Annotated in this window: 14 protein-coding genes; 9 read left to right on the forward strand and 5 right to left on the reverse strand. The window is 72.5% G+C overall.

Annotation, left to right across the window (positions count from 1 at the left end; translation table 11 throughout):
- Nucleotide 1 precedes the first annotated feature (1 nt).
- Together G401_RS45005 and G401_RS0111790 are read left to right on the forward strand one after the other, a co-directional pair.
- Entirely contained in the window at nt 2–415 is a 414-nt protein-coding gene (locus G401_RS45005) for a hypothetical protein (protein ID WP_051366505.1), read from the forward strand.
- A gap of 59 nt (nt 416–474) precedes the next feature.
- Complete coding sequence (locus G401_RS0111790; protein ID WP_027342684.1) at nt 475–927, forward strand: hypothetical protein; 453 nt, start codon at nt 475–477, stop codon at nt 925–927.
- On the opposite strand, the gene G401_RS0111795 is transcribed toward G401_RS0111790, so the two are convergent.
- Nucleotides 924–1,877 (reverse strand): GNAT family N-acetyltransferase, encoded by a 954-nt coding sequence (locus G401_RS0111795; RefSeq protein ID WP_034591277.1) that lies wholly within the window; start codon nt 1,875–1,877, stop codon nt 924–926. The two genes, G401_RS0111790 and G401_RS0111795, sit on opposite strands and share 4 nt — an antisense overlap.
- A 116-nt stretch (nt 1,878–1,993) precedes the next feature.
- Between G401_RS0111795 and fdxA the strand changes: the two genes are divergently transcribed.
- The 3 genes from fdxA to G401_RS45010 are packed head-to-tail and all read left to right on the forward strand — an operon-like array spanning nt 1,994 to nt 4,353.
- Nucleotides 1,994–2,320: a ferredoxin gene (gene fdxA / locus G401_RS0111800; RefSeq protein ID WP_027342686.1), complete on the forward strand. Its 327-nt coding sequence runs from the start codon at nt 1,994–1,996 to the stop codon at nt 2,318–2,320.
- Nucleotides 2,317–3,435 carry a succinyldiaminopimelate transaminase gene (dapC, locus tag G401_RS0111805; RefSeq protein WP_245601697.1) on the forward strand — a complete coding sequence of 373 codons (1,119 nt, stop codon included), beginning with the start codon at nt 2,317–2,319 and terminating at the stop codon, nt 3,433–3,435. The genes fdxA and dapC overlap by 4 nt, the downstream gene beginning before the upstream one ends.
- A gap of 48 nt (nt 3,436–3,483) precedes the next feature.
- Nucleotides 3,484–4,353: an endonuclease domain-containing protein gene (locus tag G401_RS45010; protein WP_051366506.1), complete on the forward strand. Its 870-nt coding sequence runs from the start codon at nt 3,484–3,486 to the stop codon at nt 4,351–4,353.
- Nucleotides 4,354–4,505: 152 nt separating this feature from the next.
- Here G401_RS45010 and G401_RS0111815 read toward each other — a convergent pair whose 3' ends face one another.
- Genes G401_RS0111815 through dapD form a run of 3 tightly spaced genes read right to left on the reverse strand, consistent with a single transcriptional unit; the run spans nt 4,506 to nt 8,967 of the window.
- A complete protein-coding gene (locus G401_RS0111815; RefSeq protein WP_084557084.1) occupies nt 4,506–5,888 on the reverse strand; it encodes an AAA family ATPase in 1,383 nt (460 codons plus the stop codon).
- Nucleotides 5,881–8,013 (reverse strand): hypothetical protein, encoded by a 2,133-nt coding sequence (locus tag G401_RS52600; RefSeq protein ID WP_157545602.1) that lies wholly within the window; start codon nt 8,011–8,013, stop codon nt 5,881–5,883. Before G401_RS52600 ends, G401_RS0111815 begins: the two co-directional genes overlap by 8 nt.
- Entirely contained in the window at nt 8,014–8,967 is a 954-nt protein-coding gene (gene dapD / locus G401_RS45020) for a 2,3,4,5-tetrahydropyridine-2,6-dicarboxylate N-succinyltransferase (protein WP_051366555.1), read from the reverse strand. It abuts the gene before it with no gap.
- Between the two features lie 28 nt (nt 8,968–8,995).
- Between dapD and dapE the strand changes: the two genes are divergently transcribed.
- Nucleotides 8,996–10,066: a succinyl-diaminopimelate desuccinylase gene (gene dapE / locus G401_RS0111830; protein WP_027342689.1), complete on the forward strand. Its 1,071-nt coding sequence runs from the start codon at nt 8,996–8,998 to the stop codon at nt 10,064–10,066.
- Between the two features lie 107 nt (nt 10,067–10,173).
- Here dapE and G401_RS45025 read toward each other — a convergent pair whose 3' ends face one another.
- Nucleotides 10,174–10,908: an LOG family protein gene (locus G401_RS45025; protein WP_084557105.1), complete on the reverse strand. Its 735-nt coding sequence runs from the start codon at nt 10,906–10,908 to the stop codon at nt 10,174–10,176.
- A gap of 151 nt (nt 10,909–11,059) precedes the next feature.
- On the opposite strand from G401_RS45025, the gene G401_RS58285 reads away from it, so the two are divergent.
- From G401_RS58285 to G401_RS0111850, 3 genes are all read left to right on the forward strand, one after another.
- Nucleotides 11,060–11,191: a hypothetical protein gene (locus G401_RS58285; protein ID WP_281174164.1), complete on the forward strand. Its 132-nt coding sequence runs from the start codon at nt 11,060–11,062 to the stop codon at nt 11,189–11,191.
- A gap of 576 nt (nt 11,192–11,767) precedes the next feature.
- The gene (locus G401_RS45030; protein WP_051366556.1) at nt 11,768–15,013 is read left to right on the forward strand and encodes an ATP-dependent helicase; all 3,246 of its coding nucleotides are present in this window, start codon (nt 11,768–11,770) and stop codon (nt 15,011–15,013) included.
- Nucleotides 15,006–18,266 (forward strand): ATP-dependent helicase, encoded by a 3,261-nt coding sequence (locus tag G401_RS0111850; RefSeq protein ID WP_027342690.1) that lies wholly within the window; start codon nt 15,006–15,008, stop codon nt 18,264–18,266. Before G401_RS45030 ends, G401_RS0111850 begins: the two co-directional genes overlap by 8 nt.
- The last annotated feature ends 228 nt before the right edge of the window (nt 18,267–18,494 follow it).

Consider the following 18,494-nt stretch of genomic DNA (forward strand, 5'->3'; position numbering starts at 1 on the left):
CGTGGATCTCCTGCTGCGGATCGCCGGCGGGATCGTGGTGGCGGTCCTGGGCGCGGTCACCGCCGTCTACGAGGCGTTCTACGCCAACCTGCGGATCGGCTCGATCCCGCTGCCGGTCACGATCCTGGGCGCGTTCGCCGCCTGCTACCTGCTCACGCTGTTCGCCTGGACGACCGTCGGAGCGTACTGGGCGCCCGCGCTCGCCATCGCACCCTGGGCAGCCGTCATGATCGCCGCGGTGAGCCAGACGGCCGAGGGCGACTGGATCATCCTGCCGGACAGCTGGGCGGGCGCGGTGACCGTCGTCGCCGGAATGCTCGGCTTCGCGGCGCCCTTCCTCAGGCTCGTGCGGCCCCGCCGGAAGCTCAGCGAATCCACAGCGGACTCCCGGCCCGCACCCGGGGGTATGGCGTAACTTCCATCCGCGGCGTATAAGGATTCCCTACAGCAACGCGTACGCGGGAGGGCGACAAGATGGCGCAGCGGTGGAAGCGCATCGGCATTCTGGCCGGGGTGCTTTTCGTGGTCAACCTGCTCAGTCGGTTGGCGTCGAAATACTGGCTCACGTCGAACAGTCAGCAGAAGGTCATCGCCGTCGTGGGCGTCGGCGCGATCGTGCTGATCTTCGCCGTCCTAGCCTTCTCCTGGGGGCGTACGCGTCCCGCCGGTGTCGTCGCCGCCGACCTGGCCGCCGCCGCGCTCGGGTCGTGCCTGCTCATCATCTTCGCCGCGCCCCTGATCATGGGGCAGAGCCCGTTCGCCAACGGGGCCGGCGACTTCTTCGCCGAGATCTGGCAGTACGCCGGCCTCGCGATCGGCGGTTCGCTGCTCGGCTTCCTCGTGCTCATGGCGACCGGCCAGGACCTGCGGGCCAAGCAGCTCAAGCAGTACACCCGGGCCGCCAAGGCGAAGCCGAAGCGCGTCTAGGCCTCGACCTTCCGGTAGCGCGTATAGCGGTGGTGCGTCGAGAAGCCGAGCTTCTCGTACAGCGCCATCGCTGTCGTGTTCGTGGACTCCACCTGGAGGAAGGCGTTGCGGGCCCCGGCCGTGCGCGCCCACCGGGCCAGGACGCCGACCGCCTGCCGGGCCAGCCCCCGCCGGCGCGCCGCCGTGACGGTCTCGATCGCGAACAGTCCCAGCCACTGCCTGGTCACGCTGCCGCGGGCCATCGCCAGCAGATCGCCGGATTCGGCGTACTCGGCGAAGCGCAGGTCCGCCACCGCGGTCAGCACATGCCGCGCCGCCTCGGGCAGCGGTCCGCGGCGGCCCGCGACGATCTCCAGTGCGGCGGCCGACGGCTGTGCGGCGAGCGTCCATCCCGTCGCCTCGGGGGTCGCCGCGATCAGCTCGTCCAGCGCCATGACCTGCAGGTAGACCGTGCATTCCGGGTGCCAGCCGGCCTTGATCAGCTCACGCTCGACCGGCCCCGCGAGCGGCAGCGGCACGTCGACCTGCGGCGGCAGCCCGCGCTCGCGGTAGAACTCCACGACCCGCCCGATCGCCTCGCCCAGCGACACGCCGGGATCGCCCACCGGCAGCGCGGAATTCGCCCGGCCCGTGTACCCGCCGGCCGCACGCAGCCGCCAGTCGCCGAGCCACGCGAGCTCCGTCGGCGGCCACGCCTCCGCCGCCGCCAGTTCCAGGGCGGCGACCTCCCGGGCGGTCACCCCGCGTCGCTCCGGCACCGTTTTCGCCCGATGGATCTCATTCAGTGGTACGCGTACCTCATCCGACGCCGTGCGGATGACGACCCCGGACGCGTCGATCGACCGGAGTTCTCCCAGCAAATCGGTGTAAAGCGGGCGCTCGCCGGCGTCGATCCGGCGGCGTACCACGACTCGGCGACCGATGTCGGCCGCGGTGAGCCCGAGCACCATCGACCACCTCCCGGTGGGGAATATAGGCTGTACCCCGTTGCCCGGAATTCACCGCCCCGCACGCTGTGGCGCCCCGGGTGAGCAGCCGATATGGCACCGCCATGGAAGGACGACCCGTGACATACATCATCGCCGAGCCCTGCGTCGACGTCCTCGACAAGGCGTGCATCGAGGAATGCCCCGTGGACTGCATCTACGAGGGTAACCGGATGCTGTACATCCACCCCGATGAGTGTGTGGACTGCGGCGCCTGCGAGCCGGTGTGCCCGGTGGAGGCCATCTTCTACGAGGACGACGTCCCGCAGGAGTGGAAGGACTTCACCGACGCCAACTACAAGTTCTTCGAGGACCTGGGCTCGCCCGGGGGCGCCTCCAAGATCGGCAAGATCGACAAGGACGCGCCGTTCGTCGTCAGCCAGCCGCCGCGGGAGTCGGAGCACTGAGCACGCACGTCGCCCGGGCGGGCCGCCGGTCACTCGCCGCCGGCCTGCCCGACTTTCCCTGGGACACGCTGGAACCCGCCAAGACCAGGGCGTCCGCGCACCCGGACGGCCTGGTCGACCTGTCGATCGGTACGCCCGTCGACCCGGTCGCACCCGTCATCCAGCAGGCGCTCGCCGACGCCGCCGACGCGCCCGGCTACCCGCTGACCATGGGCAACCCGCGACTGCGGGCGGCGCTGCACGCGTACGTGACGCGTACGTGCTCGGCACCCGACGGCTTCGGCGCGATCCCCAGCATCGGCTCCAAGGAACTCGTCGCCTGGCTGCCCACCCTCCTCGGGCTCGGCGCCGGTGACACGGTCGTCATCCCGGGCGTCTGCTACCCGACCTACGAGGTCGGCGCCCGCCTGACCGGGGCCACCGTCGTCCGCGCCGACACCCCGCCGGCCGAACCCGCCGCCCTCGTCTGGCTGAACTCGCCCGGCAATCCGCACGGTCGCGTACTGAGCCTGGACGAGATGCGTACCTGGGTGGCGTGGGCGCGGTCGGTGGACGCCGTGATCGCCTCCGACGAGTGCTACATCAACCTGCCCTGGGAGCAGACCCCGGTCAGCGTCCTCGACCCGGCCGTCAACGACGGCGACCTCACCGGCCTGCTCGCGGTGCACTCGCTGTCCAAGCGCTCCAACCTCGCCGGCTACCGGGCCGGCCTGGTCGCCGGCGACCCCGGCCTGATCGCGGAGATCCTCGCGGTACGCAAGCACGCCGGCATGATCACGCCGGAGCCCGTGCAGGCGGCCATGGTCGCGGCCCTCTCCGACGACGAGCACGTCCACCTCCAACGCGAGCGGTACGCCGCCCGGCGCACGACCCTGCGTACGGCGGCCGAGCAGGCGGGCTTCCGCGTCGAACACTCGACGGCGGGCCTCTACCTGTGGCTCACCCGCGACGAGGAGTGCTGGAAGACGGTCGAATGGTTCGCCGAGCGGGGCATCCTCGTGGCGCCCGGCTCCTTCTACGGCCCGGCCGGCGACCGCTTCGTCCGCGTAGCGCTGACGGCGACGGACGAGCGAGTGCGAGCGGCCGTCCACAGATTGTCGTCATCCACATCCTGATCTTGAGCGGGGTGGGTCCCACGGTGTGACCGAGGGCAGGCTGCCACCGTGCACCCTGCCCTCGAACTCGAACTGTGTCGGACCGGCTTCCTGCGGGCACCCATCGGACCGCCCTGGGCGGTTCACGACGCGCTGCGCCGCGGACGTATCCGGCGGCTCCTGCCCGGCGTCTACGTGCGAAGCGATGACGAGGCGCCCGACATGATGCGAGCGGCCACCCTGTACCTGCGCGGCCGCGGCGCCCTCAGCCACACGACGGCACTCGCCGTGTGGGAGGTGAGCGAGTTCGGTCACGATGACACGCTCCACGTGGTCGTCCCGCGGGGAACCGGTCTGCGCTCGTCGGGTTCGGTGGTCGTCCACACCAGACATGTGCTCGGCGGCCTGCGCGAACGAAGCGGCCTACCGGTCACGATGGTCGAAGACGCGCTCGTCGACAGCTGGCCGTATCTGGATTCCGCCCGTCGTACGGGTGTCGTGTTCGCAGCGGTCGCCAACCGGCTGACCACGCCGGACCGGCTGGCCGTCCATCTGGGGCGAACGCCGCACCTGCCGGGGCGCCGAGAACTGGTCGCCCTGGTCGATCGGATGGCAGCGGGTTGCCGGAGCCCGCTCGAAGTGTTCGGCGCCGAACACGTCTTCGCCGGGCTGGCCGGCCTGCGCAGACAGGTCCCGGTCGAGGTCGGGCATCATCGCTACTACCTCGACCTCTATGCGCCGAGACAACGCGTCGACATCGAGCTGGACGGCGCGGCCTGGCATTCTTCGCGTGATCAGCGCGAGGCGGATCTGCGCCGCGACGCGGCCCTGGCGACCCGGGGCATCCTTGTCGTTCGCTACAGCTACAGCCGGCTGATCAGAGAGCCCGAGCGAGTCCGAAGCGAGGTGCTGGCGATTCTCGCGACACGGAGGAATTGATCATGCTGACGGCCTTGATCGCAGTGTTTGCCTTGATCATGTAGCGCTATTTCGGCAAAAGAGCGCTCTATCGCCGAAATGGTGTTACTTGATCGAGCTGAAAGGTGCCCAAGTGCCGGAATAGCGCTACATGATCATGGCCTGGGTGGGCCTCAGGAGTGGGGGACGCGGAAGGCTGTCAGGTGGTCGAGGAAGGCGAGGTTGGCGGCCCACCCGTCGATCGCCGGCGGGTCCGTTCCGAGCCAGACCGGTTCGTCCGCCGGGAAGTCGTGCAGTTGGGACTCCACTCCGCCGCGGCTCACCACGACGCAGGCTTGGCGGTGCCGTGAGGCGAGTACGCACAGCCGGCCCGTCTCCAGGTGGAAGGCGGACGGGTCGCGGCGGCCCGACAGCGGGTGCCAGACGAGGGTGATCTCGAATTGGCGGCCCTGGAGCCGGTTGGCCGTGTCCACGACGACGTCGGTGAGGCCGGCGCGGTCGAGGGCGGCGCGTACGTGGTCGCGCTGGTCGGTGTGGGCGACGCCGATCGCCACGTCGGCCGGGCGCAGCGGGCGTTCCCGTCGTTCGTCGGCCGCGGTGACGTCGGCTGTGGACAGTTCGCGGGCCAGGCCGACGAGGGCCGAGACCATCTCCGGGTCGGTACGCGGACGGTACGCGGCGGGCAGTTCCAGCAGTCCCCATCCGGTGGTGGCGGCCATCTCCAGGACGGGATGCGCCGAGGACGGGACGGAGAGCGTACGCGCGCCGGGGCCGGTTCCCGAACGGAAGGGGCGGACGTAGAACGAGGAGGAGACGACCGGGGCGGTATGCGCGGCCAGGCGCCAGCTGACCGGCAGGGGTACGACCGGCGTCGCGGGATGGTGGCGGAGCACCACGCCGGCCGCCGTGGACAACGGCCAGCCGGACAGCGTACGCACGGCGTGCTCGTCGGCGACCGTGAACGGGGAGAGCTGGCCGGGGTCGCCGACGAGCAGCAGCCGGTCGAAGAGGTCGCCGACGCGGACGAGGTTCGCCGCCGACATCTGGTACGCCTCGTCGATGATTCCCAGTTCGAATGTCCGGCCGCTGCTGAAGGACCATTTCGCGGCGGTGGCGACGATGATCCGGCAGCCGGCGAGGTCGTCGAGTTTGCCGGAGAACCGGACGCCCCGGCGGAGGAAGGACGCGGGCGCCTCCCAGCCGGAGGCGTGCAGGCGGCCGACCTCGAAGGCGGGGTGGCGGCGTACGAGGGCGGCGACGAGATCATCGGCCTGGTCGTTGGTCTGCACCACCACGGGAACGTCGGCCCCCGAAGCGACCAGGCGCAGGGCGAGGTCTCGGACGAGGGTGGACTTCCCGGCCCCGGGCGGCGAATCGACCACGACCGTCCGGGTGCCGGCCACGAGATGATCCCAGATCGCCGCCTCCGCCGCCGAATGCAGCGAAGCCGCCGAGTCCAGCGAAGCAGCCGAGTCCAGCGAAGCCGTCGAATGCAGCGAAGCCGCCGAGTCCGGCGACACCGCGGCGGCGGGCGGCGAAGACGAGGGCTCACTCATCCGCGACCACCCCGAACTGCCAGGGGAGCGCCTCCGGCAGCTGGGCCGGGAACACGTCCTCCCCGCCGAACGGCGCGAACACCACGGCCTCGCCCGCCTGCGGCAGCCGTCCGAGCGCGTTGCGCTGGACCGCTCCCTTCTGGACGGTCAGTTCGACCGACGCGGGCTCGACCGCCGTGACCGTCGCCATGACGCGCGGGTCGGCGGCGAGCCAGAGCTGCGTGCCGAGAGGGCGGGCGAACTCGGTCTCGGTCGCGAGCCAGATCCGCGGGCGCAGCAGTTCCCGGCCGGTCGGCGAGGCCAGCGTGTGCTCGCGGTCGACCTTCGCCACGGTGCCGCCGAGGGCGTCGCCGCTGAGCAGGTAGCCGGACATCACGAGCGGGTCGTCGAGCGCCATCTGCCGTTCCAGCGCGACCGTACGCGTCTCCAGCTCGTGCAGGAACCGGTACGCGGGCACCCCGGACAGCCGGGCGGCGTACGCGGCCGTGCCTTCGGCGATGCGCTGCCGGTGGGAGGTGAACGACCAGCGGTCGCGTTCCCAGCGGTCGGCGACGTGGCCGCCGGGCTCCCCGAGCGTCCTCAGCAGCTCCAGAGACGCCCACGTCTGTCCCCACGCGACGGTCGTCAGCGGCTCGACCGCCGCCCGGACCCCGTCGGTCCCGAGGAGGGGCGCGAGCGCCGAGTCCCAGGACGGATCGGTCACCGGCCCCGCCGGCTGATCCGCCACGGAAAGTCCCTGCCACGCAAGGAGGTAGGGGAGATGGCTCTCCTCCGCCGGCAGCCCGCCCGTCACCCAGTGCGTGCTCAGCGCGGTCGTGGCCGCCACGAGCGCGTCCGAGCCGGGCAGGACGCGGCGGGACGCGTACCAGCCCAGGTGGCGGCCGGCCAGTTGCAGGTCGGGGTCGTCGGACGCGCGCAGGTAACGGCCCAGCACATCGGTCAGCCAGTGCGCGGTGGCGGCGTTCGGCACCACGATCTGCGGCGCGTCGACGGAACACTCCACGACGGACATGTCGCGCCGCACGACGGGTTCGACCGCCTCGAATCCGCCCGCGTACGCGTTCAGGTCCAGCGCGAACTCCCGCAACGCGGCCATGCGCCGGTCGCGGTCGCGCGGTTCGTCCGCGACGACGAGCTTCCCGCCGTCCGGCGACGTCCCATAGTGGAGGGCCAGCACGGCGGCCGGCTCCCCGGCCAGGTGGTAGCCCGCCACCACGAAGGGTGCGGCAGCCACGTGCGTGTGCCGGACGGTCGCGCGCCGGACGGCGCGTCGCTCCACCGCGGCCCGCAGCCGCAGCCGCACCGCCAGGTCCGGCGGCGCGTCCGGCAGCGCCTCGTCGATCGACGGGTGCTCGACGAGGTTGGCGACCGTCGGGCCTAGCCGGCCGACGCTCCGCGAGCGCTCCAGCTCACCGGCGCAATGGGACATCAGCGCGCACTGCGTGCATCCGTCGCCGAACCTCGGCGCCAGCTCCGCGATCCGCGGCTCGCCGCCCCACTCCAGCCGCGCGAGCAGCCCGCGCACCCGGGCCACCCCCGGCGCCACGTCCAGCACGCTCGCGGTCGGCTTCAGGCCGAAGTTCCTCGGCAGCACCAGGAGAGTACGCGTGGACAGCCGCTCGGCCAGTTCGCCCCGCAACGCGGTGATCGCGACGGCCAGCTCCCTCGCGGTGGCGGCCACCTTCGCCGGATCCGCGACCTCGCCGAGCATCGCGTACGTGCGGATGCCGACGAGGTGCACGGTCGGACCGCTGACGAGCAGTGCGGAGTCCAGGTCGAGGACGCCCTCCCCGAGCGGCAGCCGCTGCGGTCCGAGCACGTGCAGGCGTACGCCGGAATCCGCGGCGACCGCCGGAAGGCCGGATCCGTCCACAACGGACTCGACGGCGATGCCGAGATGTTCGGTGATCAGAGCACGGAGATCCGCGTACTCCTGGCTTCTGACGCGGGCCTCGAACTGCGCGGACCGGGCCAGGGCGAACGGCGATTGACCACTCTGCGCGGCGCCGAGCGAGACGGCGAGCGCGTCGAGGTCCGCCCCGGCCGTCACGAGCCGGGAGCGGCGCTCGCACCCCGGGGTGGCCAGGAGCCCGGCCACCCCTCGGGGCGTGAGTGGGATGGTCACCTAGTTGGCGTGCAGCGCCGCGTTGAGCGCGATGCCGTGGCCCTCGCGGGGTGTGGCCTCGAGCGCGCCGGTCACGGAGTTGCGCCAGTAGCGGATGCCGTTCGCGCCGGACAGCTCGCGGGCCTTGACCACGCGGCCGTCGGGCAGCGTCAGCTTCGAGCCGGCGGTGATGTAGCAGCCGGCCTCGACCACGCAGTCGTCGCCGAGCGAGATCCCGATGCCGCCGTTCGCGCCCAGCAGGCAGCGTTCGCCGATCGAGATGATCTCCTTGCCGCCGCCGGACAGGGTGCCCATGATCGACGATCCCGCCCCGATGTCGGAGCCGTCGCCGACGACCACGCCGGCCACGATCCGGCCCTCGACCATGCTGGTACCGAGGGTGCCGGCATTGAAGTTCACGAAGCCCTCGTGCATGACGGTGGTGCCCTCGGCCAGGTGGGCGCCCAGGCGGACCCGGTCCGCGTCGGCGATGCGTACGCCGCTCGGCACGACGTAGTCGGTCATCCGCGGGAACTTGTCGACACCGTAGACGGACAGGTGCCCGCCGGTGGCCCGGACCGCGAAACGCAGCTCGTCGACCCGGTCGATCGGGCACGGCCCGGCGCTCGTCCACGCCACGTTCGGCAGCGCGCCGAAGATGCCGTCGAGATTCGCCTGGTGCGGCTTGATGATCCGGTGCGAGAGCAGGTGCAGCCGCAGGTACGCGTCCGCCGTACCGTCCGGCGCGTCGGCCAGGCTGGCGATGATCGTGGTGACCGGCGTCAGCCGCATGCCGAGCGGCCGGTCCACCTCGTCGAACTTGGGCGCCTCGCCGGGCTCGCCGAGGCCGAGATGGCCGGCGGGGTACCAGACGTCGAGAATTTGCCCGTCCTCAGTGACGGTGGCTAGTCCGTGGCCATATGCCGAGGAGCGCTCGCGCGAGTCGCCAGGAGTTCGGTCAGCCCTGTCGGTCAGTCTGCTCACGGTCACATAGGCTACCTGCATGGTTACGGTGCTCACCCCACAGGTGCTGGCGGATCCCGTCGAGTTGACCCGCGCCCTCGTCGACATCGAGTCGGTCTCCGGCAACGAGGACGAGATCGCGACGGCCGTGGTCGACGCGCTTGCCGGCCTCGGCCACCTGACCGTCGAGCGGATCGGCAACACCGTCGTCGCGCGTACGCACCTGGGTCGCGACCAGCGGGTCGTCCTCGCCGGGCACCTCGACACCGTGCCGCTCGCGGGGAACTTCCCGTCGCGTACGGCCGACGGGATCATGTGGGGCTGCGGCACCTCGGACATGAAGAGCGGCACCGCGCTCGCCCTGCACCTCGCCGCGACGGTGGCCGAACCGAAGTTCGACGTCACCTACTTCTTCTACGAGGCCGAAGAGGTCGAATCGGAGCGCAACGGGCTCTACCTGATCTCGCAGGCCCGCCCGGAGCTGCTCGCCGCCGACTTCGCGATCCTCCTCGAACCGACGTACGGCGCGGTCGAGGCCGGCTGCCAGGGCACGATGCGGGTCGTCGTCACCACGGAGGGCAAACGCGCCCACTCGGCCCGGTCCTGGCTCGGCGTCAACGCGATCCACGCGGCCGGCGACGTCCTCACCCGGCTGTCGGCGTACGCGGCGCGTACCGTCGAGATCGACGGCTGTGTCTACCGCGAGGGCCTCAACGCCGTGACCATCCGGGGCGGCGTGGCCGGCAACGTGATCCCGGACGCGTGCGAGATCGAGGTCAACTACCGGTTCGCCCCGTCCCGCTCGGTCGAAGAGGCGTACGCCCACCTCGTCGAGGTGTTCGACGGCTACCACGTGAAGCTGACCGACGCCGCGCCCGGCGCCCTGCCCGGCCTCACCCTGCCGCCCGCCGCCCAGTTCATCGAGGCGACCGGCGCCCGGCCGGCGGCGAAGCTGGGCTGGACCGACGTGTCGCGCTTCGCGGGGCTCGGCATCCCCGCGCTCAACTTCGGCCCGGGCGATCCCAACCTCGCCCACAAGCCGGAGGAACACGTCGAGATCGAGAAGATCGTGGCCGGCGCCCACATCCTCCGCGCCTGGCTCACCGCCTGAAGTACCCCCTCATGATCCGGTTTGGATCAGGGATCGCCACGTAATCATGGTCCAAGATTCGGGTGATTTCCCTGATCCAAGCGGGATCTTGGGCGTTGTCTGAACGGCTATGGGGTGGGTTCGGAGGTGTCGACGATGTGGGCGACCGCCTCGGCCACGTCGTCGGTGAGCATGATGAGGTCGAGGTCGTCCTTGGTGACCTTGCCCTCGGCGAGCATCGTGGTACGCATCCACTCGAACAGCCCGCCCCAGTACGCCGTCCCCATGAGCACGACCGGGAACTGGGTCACCTTGCGGGTCTGCACCAGGGTGAGCGCCTCGAACAGCTCGTCCATGGTGCCGAAGCCGCCCGGCAGGACGACGAAGCCCTGGGCGTACTTGAGGAACATCGTCTTGCGGACGAAGAAGTAGCGGAAGTCGATCCCGACCGAGACCCACTCGTTGAGCCCCTGCTCGAAGGGCAGTTCGATGCCGAGGCCGACCGACAGTCCACCTGCGAGGGTCGCACCCCGGTTGGCGGCCGCCATGACGCCGGGGCCGCCGCCGGTGATGATGGCGTAGCCGGCCCGGGCGAGCTGCTCGCCGAGCTGTTCGGCCAGGGCGCACTCGAAGCTGTCCTCGGCGCTGCGGGCCGAGCCGAAGACGCTGACGGCCGGGGGCAGGTCGGAGAGCTCCTCGAAGCCTTCCACGAATTCGCTGAGAATCCGCAGCGTGCGCCAGGCGTCCCGGGTCTTCCAGTCGGGCCGGTTGACGGTGTCCAGCAGGGCCTGGTCGGCGGTGCCGGTACGCACGGAGGTGCCGCGCAGCGTGACCGGACCGGTGTGCCGCTCTCGGTTGCTCATGCCTGTGAACATAGCGCCCTCGGCCGAGTGTGCGAGATTCGGCGCGTCGGGCAACCCTCCGAGCCGCGTAGCCCCTTATAAAGGGTGTGACACCACGGGGTCCTGGGGTAATGCTGGACGGAACACGGGCCCGGTGGAGGGGGGTTGAGCAGTGAATCGGAACGAACAGTTGCGGCAGCGGGAAGTGATGCGCCGCCGTATCCGCGTCGTCATCGCGCAGCGCAGGCTCGCCCAGGAGACTCCGCAGCCGGCCGAGCCGGTCGCCGCCGAGCGGCGTGATTAGGACTTTCTGAACGCCTGCCGCGGTTCTCCCGCGTCCGGGTACGCGTTGAGCGCAAGCCACGCCATCGTGGACGGTCGGCGGCGGCGTCACGGTGAGTGACCTCGCGCGGATCGGGACGCAGACGCGGACCGGGGCGGAGGCATCGGCTGATCCGGCGTACGCGGGTCGGGAACGCGACTGTCGGCACCCTCGTGGTCAACCATGAGGTGGGCCACTTTCTCGGGTTCGGCCATGTCGGCCGTCCGGGTGCCGGGCGGCTCGCCCCGCCGGTGACGCGGCGGTACTTCGGGCTGGCCGGATGCAGGCCGAACCCCTGGCCCTATCCGGGTGACGGCGTGCCGGCGGCCCCGGCCGGGGAGCGCTCCCCGGCTGCGGCGGGAGGAAGTGCAGTTTTTGTTCACCAGCGAAGGGTCTTGTAACCGATTCCGCAGTGCTATTGGATGACATAGGTCCGATCGGCCCGGTCTCCGCCATGGCCGAGCCGATCGGGCTTTTGCGGGTGATCTGTCCCTTCGGCGCGCGTGCGACGTCGGTCGTGTGTGGTTCCATAGCGCTGTGACGAGGGGTGCCTTCCGCCTGGTCCGGCCCGCGCCGGACGGCGACGCGACCGCACCCCCGCCCGTCCTCGATCCGGCCCAGGCCGCGGTCGTCGCGCATCGCGGCGGGCCGTTGCTGGTGCTCGGCGGACCCGGCACCGGCAAGACGACCGCGCTGGTCGAGTCGGTCGCCGCGCGCGTCACGGAGGGTGAGGATCCCGAGCGGATCCTGGTGCTCACGTTCGGCCGGCGTACCTCCGCCGAGTTGCGGCGGCGGATCGAGGCCCGGGTGAGCGGAGCGTCACCACGCCGGGTGATGCGCGAACCGGTGGTGCGGACCTTCCACGCCTGGGCCTTCGGCCTGCTGCGCTCCGCGGCCGCGCTGCGCGGCGAGCCGGCCCCCCGGCTGCTCACCGGACCCGAGCAGGACCTCCTCATCCGGGAGCTGCTGGAGGACGGCGAGATCGCCTGGCCCGACGGCGTACGCCCGGCGCTGAAGACCCGCGCGTTCGCCGAGCAGTTGCGCGATCTGATGCAGCGGGCGGCCGAACGGGGGCTCGGTCCGGCCGGCCTGGACGAGGTCGCCGCGCGGACCGGCCGCGCCGACTGGCACGCGGCCGCCGAGTTCCTGGGGGAGTACGAGCAGATCCTGGCCCTGAGCGAGATGACGACCCGCAGTGCGGCCGCCTACGACCCGGCGGAACTGGTACGCGCCGCGAGCGAACTGCTGCTGCGCGACCCCGCCCTGCTGGACGGGGAGCGCCGCCGGCTGGGCCACGTCTACGTCGACGAGTACGCCGAGGTCGACCCGGCCCAGGTGGAGCTGCTCGAGCTCGTGGCGGGCGGCGGGGCGCCGGTGATCGCGTTCGCCGACCCGGACTCGTCGACGTTCGGGTTCCGGGGCGCCGACCCCGGCCTGACCGGCGCCTTCCCGGCCACCTTCCACCAGGCCGACGGCCGGGCCGCGCCGGTGCTCACGCTGCCGGTCGATCACCGGGGCGGTGCCGCGCTCTCCGATGCCGCCGCGCGGGTCGCCGTCCGCCTGCGTACGCCGGCCGGGCTCGGGACGGGTCATCGCCGCGCGGTCCCACCGGCGGGCGGTCCCACCGGACACGTCGAGGTCGTGAGCCTGCGCAGTGCCGCCGGGGAGGCCGCCTTCGTGGCGCACCGGCTGCGGGAGGCCCACCTGGTCGACGGCATCCCCTGGGACCGGATGGCCGTCATCCTCCGGTCGCCCGCGATCCGGCTCGCCAGCCTCCACAGAGGACTTCGGCAGGCCGGCGTTCCGGCGTACGTGCTGGGCGAGGATCTGGCCCTGCACGAACACCCCGCCGTACGCCCGCTCCTGCTGCTCCTGCGCTGCGCACTGCGGCCGGCCGAGCTGACCGAGCAGACCGCGATCGCCCTGCTGCACTCGCCGCTGGGCGGGGCGGATCCGTACTCCGAGCGCAAGCTGCGACAGGGGCTGCGGGCGCTGGCCCACGCCGCCGACGATCACCGGGGGAGTGGCGAGCTGCTGGTCGAGGCGCTGCGCGAGCCGGCCGAGCTGGCGGTCCTCGACCGGCACTGGGCGATCCCGGCGACGCGTATCGCGACGCTGCTCGCGACCGCGCGGGAGGCGGCGGCCCGCCGGAACGCGACCGCGGAGGACGTGCTGTGGGCGGTCTGGCGGGCGAGCGGCCTGGCCGAACGCTGGTCGGCGGTGGCGACCGCGCCGGCCGCCGGGCCCGACCAGCAGCGCCGGGCCGAGGCCGCCGACCGTGACCTCGACGTGGTCATGGTGCTGTTCGACGCGGCCGCGCGGTTCACCGACCGGCTGCCCGGCGCGAAGATCGACACGTTCCTGGACCACGTCGAGGGGCAGCAGCTGCCGCTCGACTCGATCGCCCCGCACGCCGACCGCGGCGCGGCCGTACGCCTGCTCACCGCCCACGCCGCGAAGGGCTTGGAGTGGGATGTCGTGGTGGTCGCCGGTGTGCAGGAGGGCGTCTGGCCGGACCTGCGGCTGCGCGGCAGCCTGCTCGGCTCCGAGCGGCTCGTCGACGTGCTCGCCGAGCGGTCCGGCAGCACCGAGCGGGAGATCGTCGTCGCCCAGTCGGCCGCGCTGCTCGACGAGGAGCGGCGGCTGTTCCACGTCGCCGTGACCCGGGCGCGGCGGCGGCTGCTGGTCACCGCGGTCGACTCCGGTGCGGTCGGCGGGGACGACGGCGAGGAGCGGCCCAGCCGGTTCCTCTTCGAGCTGGCCGGCGGCGAGGTCATACCCGGCGAGCCCGAGCCGGAGGAGGCCGCCGAGCTGACCGTCGGCCGGCCGCCCCGCGCTCTCACACTGCCCGCGCTGGTCGCCGAGCTGCGGGTCGCCGCGATGGATCCGCGCCAGTCCGAGCCGCGCCGGAAGGCGGCCGCCGAGCAGCTGGCCCGGCTGGCGCGGGAAGGCGTACCGGGGGCGCATCCGGACGAGTGGTGGGGACTGCCCGAGCTGTCCGACGAGCGGCCGCTGTCCGACGAGGGCGAGGTCGTGACGGTCACACCGTCCACCATGGAGTCCGCTCTCCGCTGCAGCCTGCGCTGGCTGCTGGAACGCCACGGCGGCAATGCCCCCGACAGCTACCAGCAGGGCGTGGGCAACCTCGTGCACGCGGCCGCGATGCTCGCCGAGGACGCCGTCGTCGACCGCGGCGCGCTGCTCAACTACGTCACCGAGCGTTTCGAGGTCATCGAGCTCGCCGCCAAATGGCTGGCCCCGCGTGAACAGCGCCGCGCCGAGGACATGGTCGACAAGCTCGTCCGCTGGCTGTCCGACAACCCCCGCCGGCTGATCGCCATCGAGCGCGATTTCCTGGTACGCGTCACCGAGGACACCGCGCACCCCGTGGACCTGAAGGGCCGGGTCGACCGGCTGGAGGTGGACGCCGACGGCCGCCTGGTCGTCATCGACCTGAAGACCGGCAACAGCACGGTCGCCACCGCCGCCGAGCTGCCCGAGCATCCGCAGCTGGGCGCGTACCAGGTGGCGGTCGAGGCGGGGGCGTTCCCGGAGGGGGTGGAATCGGGCGGCGCGGCCCTGGTCCAGCTCGGCGGGGACCGCAAGGACGCCCGGGAGCAGGTGCAGGACGCCCTCGGCGTCAGCGGCAACCCCGAATGGGCCCTGGAGATGGTCCGGCGCACGGGCACCACGATGGCGGCGGCCACCTTCGTCGCCAAGGCCAACGACAAGTGCCGGGTGTGCCCGGTGCGGCCCAGCTGTCCCGTCTCCGGCAAGGGCCGCCAGGTGGTGTCCGATGAGTGACCGGCCGCCCCGCCTGGCCCCCGAGCGCTACGACTCCGGCCCCCGGTACACGCCGCACGAGCTGGCCCACCGGCTCCGGCTCCCGCCGCCCACCGACGAGCAGGCCGCCGTCATCTCCGCGCCGGTCGCACCGTTGCTCGTGGTCGCCGGGGCGGGCTCCGGCAAGACCGAGACCATGGCCGCGCGCGTCCTCTGGCTGGTCGCCAACGAGCACGTCCGGCCCGATCAGATCCTCGGCCTCACCTTCACCCGCAAGGCCGCGGGCGAGCTGGCCCACCGGGTCCGCGTACGCCTGGGCCAGCTGCGCCGCCGGATGCCCGAACCGGGTCAGCACCGGCCGGCGGGCGAGCCCACAATCTCGACGTACCACTCGTTCGCGGCACGTATCGTGTCCGAGCACGGGCTGCGGGCCGGCTTCGAGCCCAGCGCCCGGCTGCTGTCCGAGGCGGCCTGCTGGCAGCTCGCCGACGAGGTCGTGAGCGCGTACGACGGCGACATGTCGCATGTGGACAAGGCGAAGTCGACCGTGACCCGGGCCGTGCTCGAACTGGCCGGGCAGATGGCCGAGCACCTGGTCGGCCCGGACGACCTGTCGGCGTGGACCGGCCGGTTCATCGGCGCCGCCCAGGGACTGCCCGGCCGGGTGTACGCGCCCGTCCGCGACCTGCTCGACAACCAGCGCGCCCGGCTGCAGCTGATGCCGATCGTCCGCGCGTACGCGGCTCGCAAGGCCGTGCTGGAGGCGATGGACTTCGGCGACCAGCTGTCCCGGGCGGCCCAGGTCGCCCGCGACCACGCGGAGGTCGGCGAGATCGAGCGGCAGCGGTTCGGCGTGGTGCTGCTGGACGAGTACCAGGACACCAGCCACGCGCAGGTGGTGCTGCTCAAGTCGTTGTTCGGCGGCGGCCATCCGGTGACGGCGGTCGGCGACCCGTGCCAGTCGATCTACGGCTGGCGCGGCGCCTCGGCCGGTACGCTCGACCGCTTCCCGGCGGACTTCCCGCAGTCGGACGGGCGGCCGGCGACCGGGCAGGCGCTGAGCCGGTCGTTCCGCAACCGCCGGGAGATCCTGCACGTCGCCAACGCGATCTCGGCGCCGCTGCGCGAGCGGGGCGCCCGCGTCCTGGCGCTGCGCGGCGACGGGCGGACCGGATTCGTCCACTGTGCACTCACGGAGACCATCGAGGCCGAGGCGCAGTGGATCGCGCGGCGGATCGACGAGATCTGGCAGGACGTCGCGGGCGAGGCCGAGCGCGCCGGTACGCAGGCCGCCCCGCCCACCACCGCCGTGCTGGTACGCGTCCGGTCGCAGATCGAGCCGATCGAGGCGGCCCTGCGCGAGCGCGGCATCCCGGTCGAGGTGGTGGGTCTCGGCGGCCTGCTGGACACCCCGGAGGTCCGCGACGTCGTCTGTACGCTGCGCGTACTGGCCGATCCGGCGGACGGCGCCTCGCTGCTGCGGATGCTGACCGGCGCCCGGTGGCGGATCGGTCCCCGCGATCTCGTGGCGCTGCACCGCCGCTCCCGTCAGCTGGCCGCCGCCCGCCGGGGCGATCCCGACGCGATCGTCCGCGACCGGCTCGACGAGGCCGCCCTGAGCGAGGCGCTGCACGACCTCGGCGATCCCGAGCACTACTCCGCGCCGGGCTATGCACGCTTCCGCGCGTACGCCGCCGAGTTGGCCGAGGTGCGCCGGCATCTCGATCAGCCGCTGCCGGACCTCGTCGCCGAGATCGAACGCGTCACCGGGCTCGAAGTCGAGGTCTCCGTACGCGCGCAGTCGGCGGCCGGTGGCGACGCCGGGCTCGCCCGGTCCCACCTGGACGCCTTCGGTGACGTCGCGGCCCGGTTCGCGGCCGAGACCGAGGGCGCGACGCTGTCGGCGTTCCTCGCGTACCTGCGGGCGGCCGAGGACGAGGAGCGCGGCCTGGCGCTGGGCGAGGTCGAGGTCGTCGAGGGGGCGGTGCAGATCCTCACCGCGCACGCGGCCAAGGGCCTCGAATGGGACCTGGTCGCCGTCGCCGGGCTGACCCAGGGCGTCTGGCCGGGCAAGGCCAAGAACAGCGACCACTACCTCGACGGGCTCGGGGTGCTGCCGTTCCCGCTGCGCGGCGACCACGACGGCCTGCCCGCGATCGACCTCGCCGGCTCGCCGGACCAGAAGGCGCTGCGGGACTCGGTCGAGGCGTTCCGCGCCGAATGGCAGGCGCACGACGAGCGCGAGGAGCGGCGGCTGGCGTACGTGGCGGTGACCCGGCCCCGGATGTGGCTGCTGGCCAGCGGTTCCTGGTGGGGCACCGGGATCACCCACCGCCGCCCGTCGCTGTTCCTGGAGGAGATCGCCGCCGTCTGCCGCGACGGGGACGGCATCGTCGAGGAATGGCACCCCGAACCCGAGGCCGGCGCCACGAACCCGACCCTGGCCCATATCCCGGTCGCGGAGTGGCCGACCGACCCGCTCGGCCGGCGCCGTCCACGCGTACGCGAGGCCGCCGATCTCGTGCTCGACGCGCTGGCCGCCAAGCCGTCGCGGCGCCGGCGGAAGGCGTCCGGCGACGACACGGTCGAACGCTGGCGGCGGGAGGCCGAACTCCTGCTCGCCGAGCGGGCGGAGCTCGCCCGGTCGGCCGCCGCCGTCGAGGTCGTCATGCCCCGGCACCTGTCGGTGTCGCAGCTGGTCTCGCTGCAGAAGAACCCGCGCGAACTCGCGTACACGCTGCGCCGCCCGCTGCCCCAGCGCCCGGACCGGGTGGCCCGCCGGGGAACGGCGTTCCACCTGTGGCTGGAACGGCGGTTCGGAGCGTCGCGACTGCTGGACGTCGACGAGCTGCCCGGGTACGCCGACGGCGAGGCGGCCGAGGACACCAAGCTGGCCGCGTTGCAGGCGGCGTTCCTCGGCAGCGAGTGGGCCGACCGGCAGCCGGCCGAGGTGGAGGTCCCGTTCGCGACGGTTCTCGGCGGCGTCGTCGTCCGCGGCCGGATGGACGCCGTGTTCCAGGACGACGACGGCACGTACGACGTGGTCGACTGGAAGACCGGCCGGCGTCCCACGGGCGCGACGGCGACCGCGGCGGCGGTGCAGCTCGCGGCGTATCGGCTGGCCTGGGCGGCCCTGGCCGGCGTGCCGGTGGAGCGGGTGCGGGCGGCTTTCCACTACGTCCCCGAGAAGCTGACCGTACGCCCGGCCGACCTGCTCGACGAGGCGGGCCTCACCGCGATGATCGCCGGATTGCCGACGGCGTCCGGTTCCTGACTGTTTCCGTCGTACCACCGGTGCACTGTGGAACACGTGGGAGCGTCGGCGAGGGAGATCCTCATGGTGCTGGGCCTGGCGACGGCCGGGCTGATCCTGGCGGGCGCGGTCGCCTTCACGCCGTGGCAGACACACGCCGCGCCGGGCATCCGCGTCGTCGAGGTGCACCAGGAACGGTGAGCGTTCTCCGCGATCAGCCGAGAGCGCTCCGGCGTTGTAGCCTGTGCG

It is taken from the genome of Hamadaea tsunoensis DSM 44101, from assembly GCF_000428945.1.
GTDB lineage: Bacteria > Actinomycetota > Actinomycetes > Mycobacteriales > Micromonosporaceae > Hamadaea > Hamadaea tsunoensis.

Excerpts from the sequence above, each read along its gene's own strand:
- G401_RS0111815 (WP_084557084.1), bottom strand. The coding sequence starts at position 5,888 with ATGAGTGAGCCCTCGTCTTCGCCGCCCGCCGCCGCGGTGTCGCCGGAC.
- G401_RS0111795 (WP_034591277.1), bottom strand. The coding sequence starts at position 1,877 with ATGGTGCTCGGGCTCACCGCGGCCGACATCGGTCGCCGAGTCGTGGTA.
- G401_RS0111850 (WP_027342690.1), top strand. The coding sequence starts at position 15,006 with ATGAGTGACCGGCCGCCCCGCCTGGCCCCCGAGCGCTACGACTCCGGC.
- G401_RS45025 (WP_084557105.1), bottom strand. The coding sequence starts at position 10,908 with ATGAGCAACCGAGAGCGGCACACCGGTCCGGTCACGCTGCGCGGCACC.
- G401_RS0111790 (WP_027342684.1), top strand. The coding sequence starts at position 475 with ATGGCGCAGCGGTGGAAGCGCATCGGCATTCTGGCCGGGGTGCTTTTC.
- dapE (WP_027342689.1), top strand. The coding sequence starts at position 8,996 with ATGGTTACGGTGCTCACCCCACAGGTGCTGGCGGATCCCGTCGAGTTG.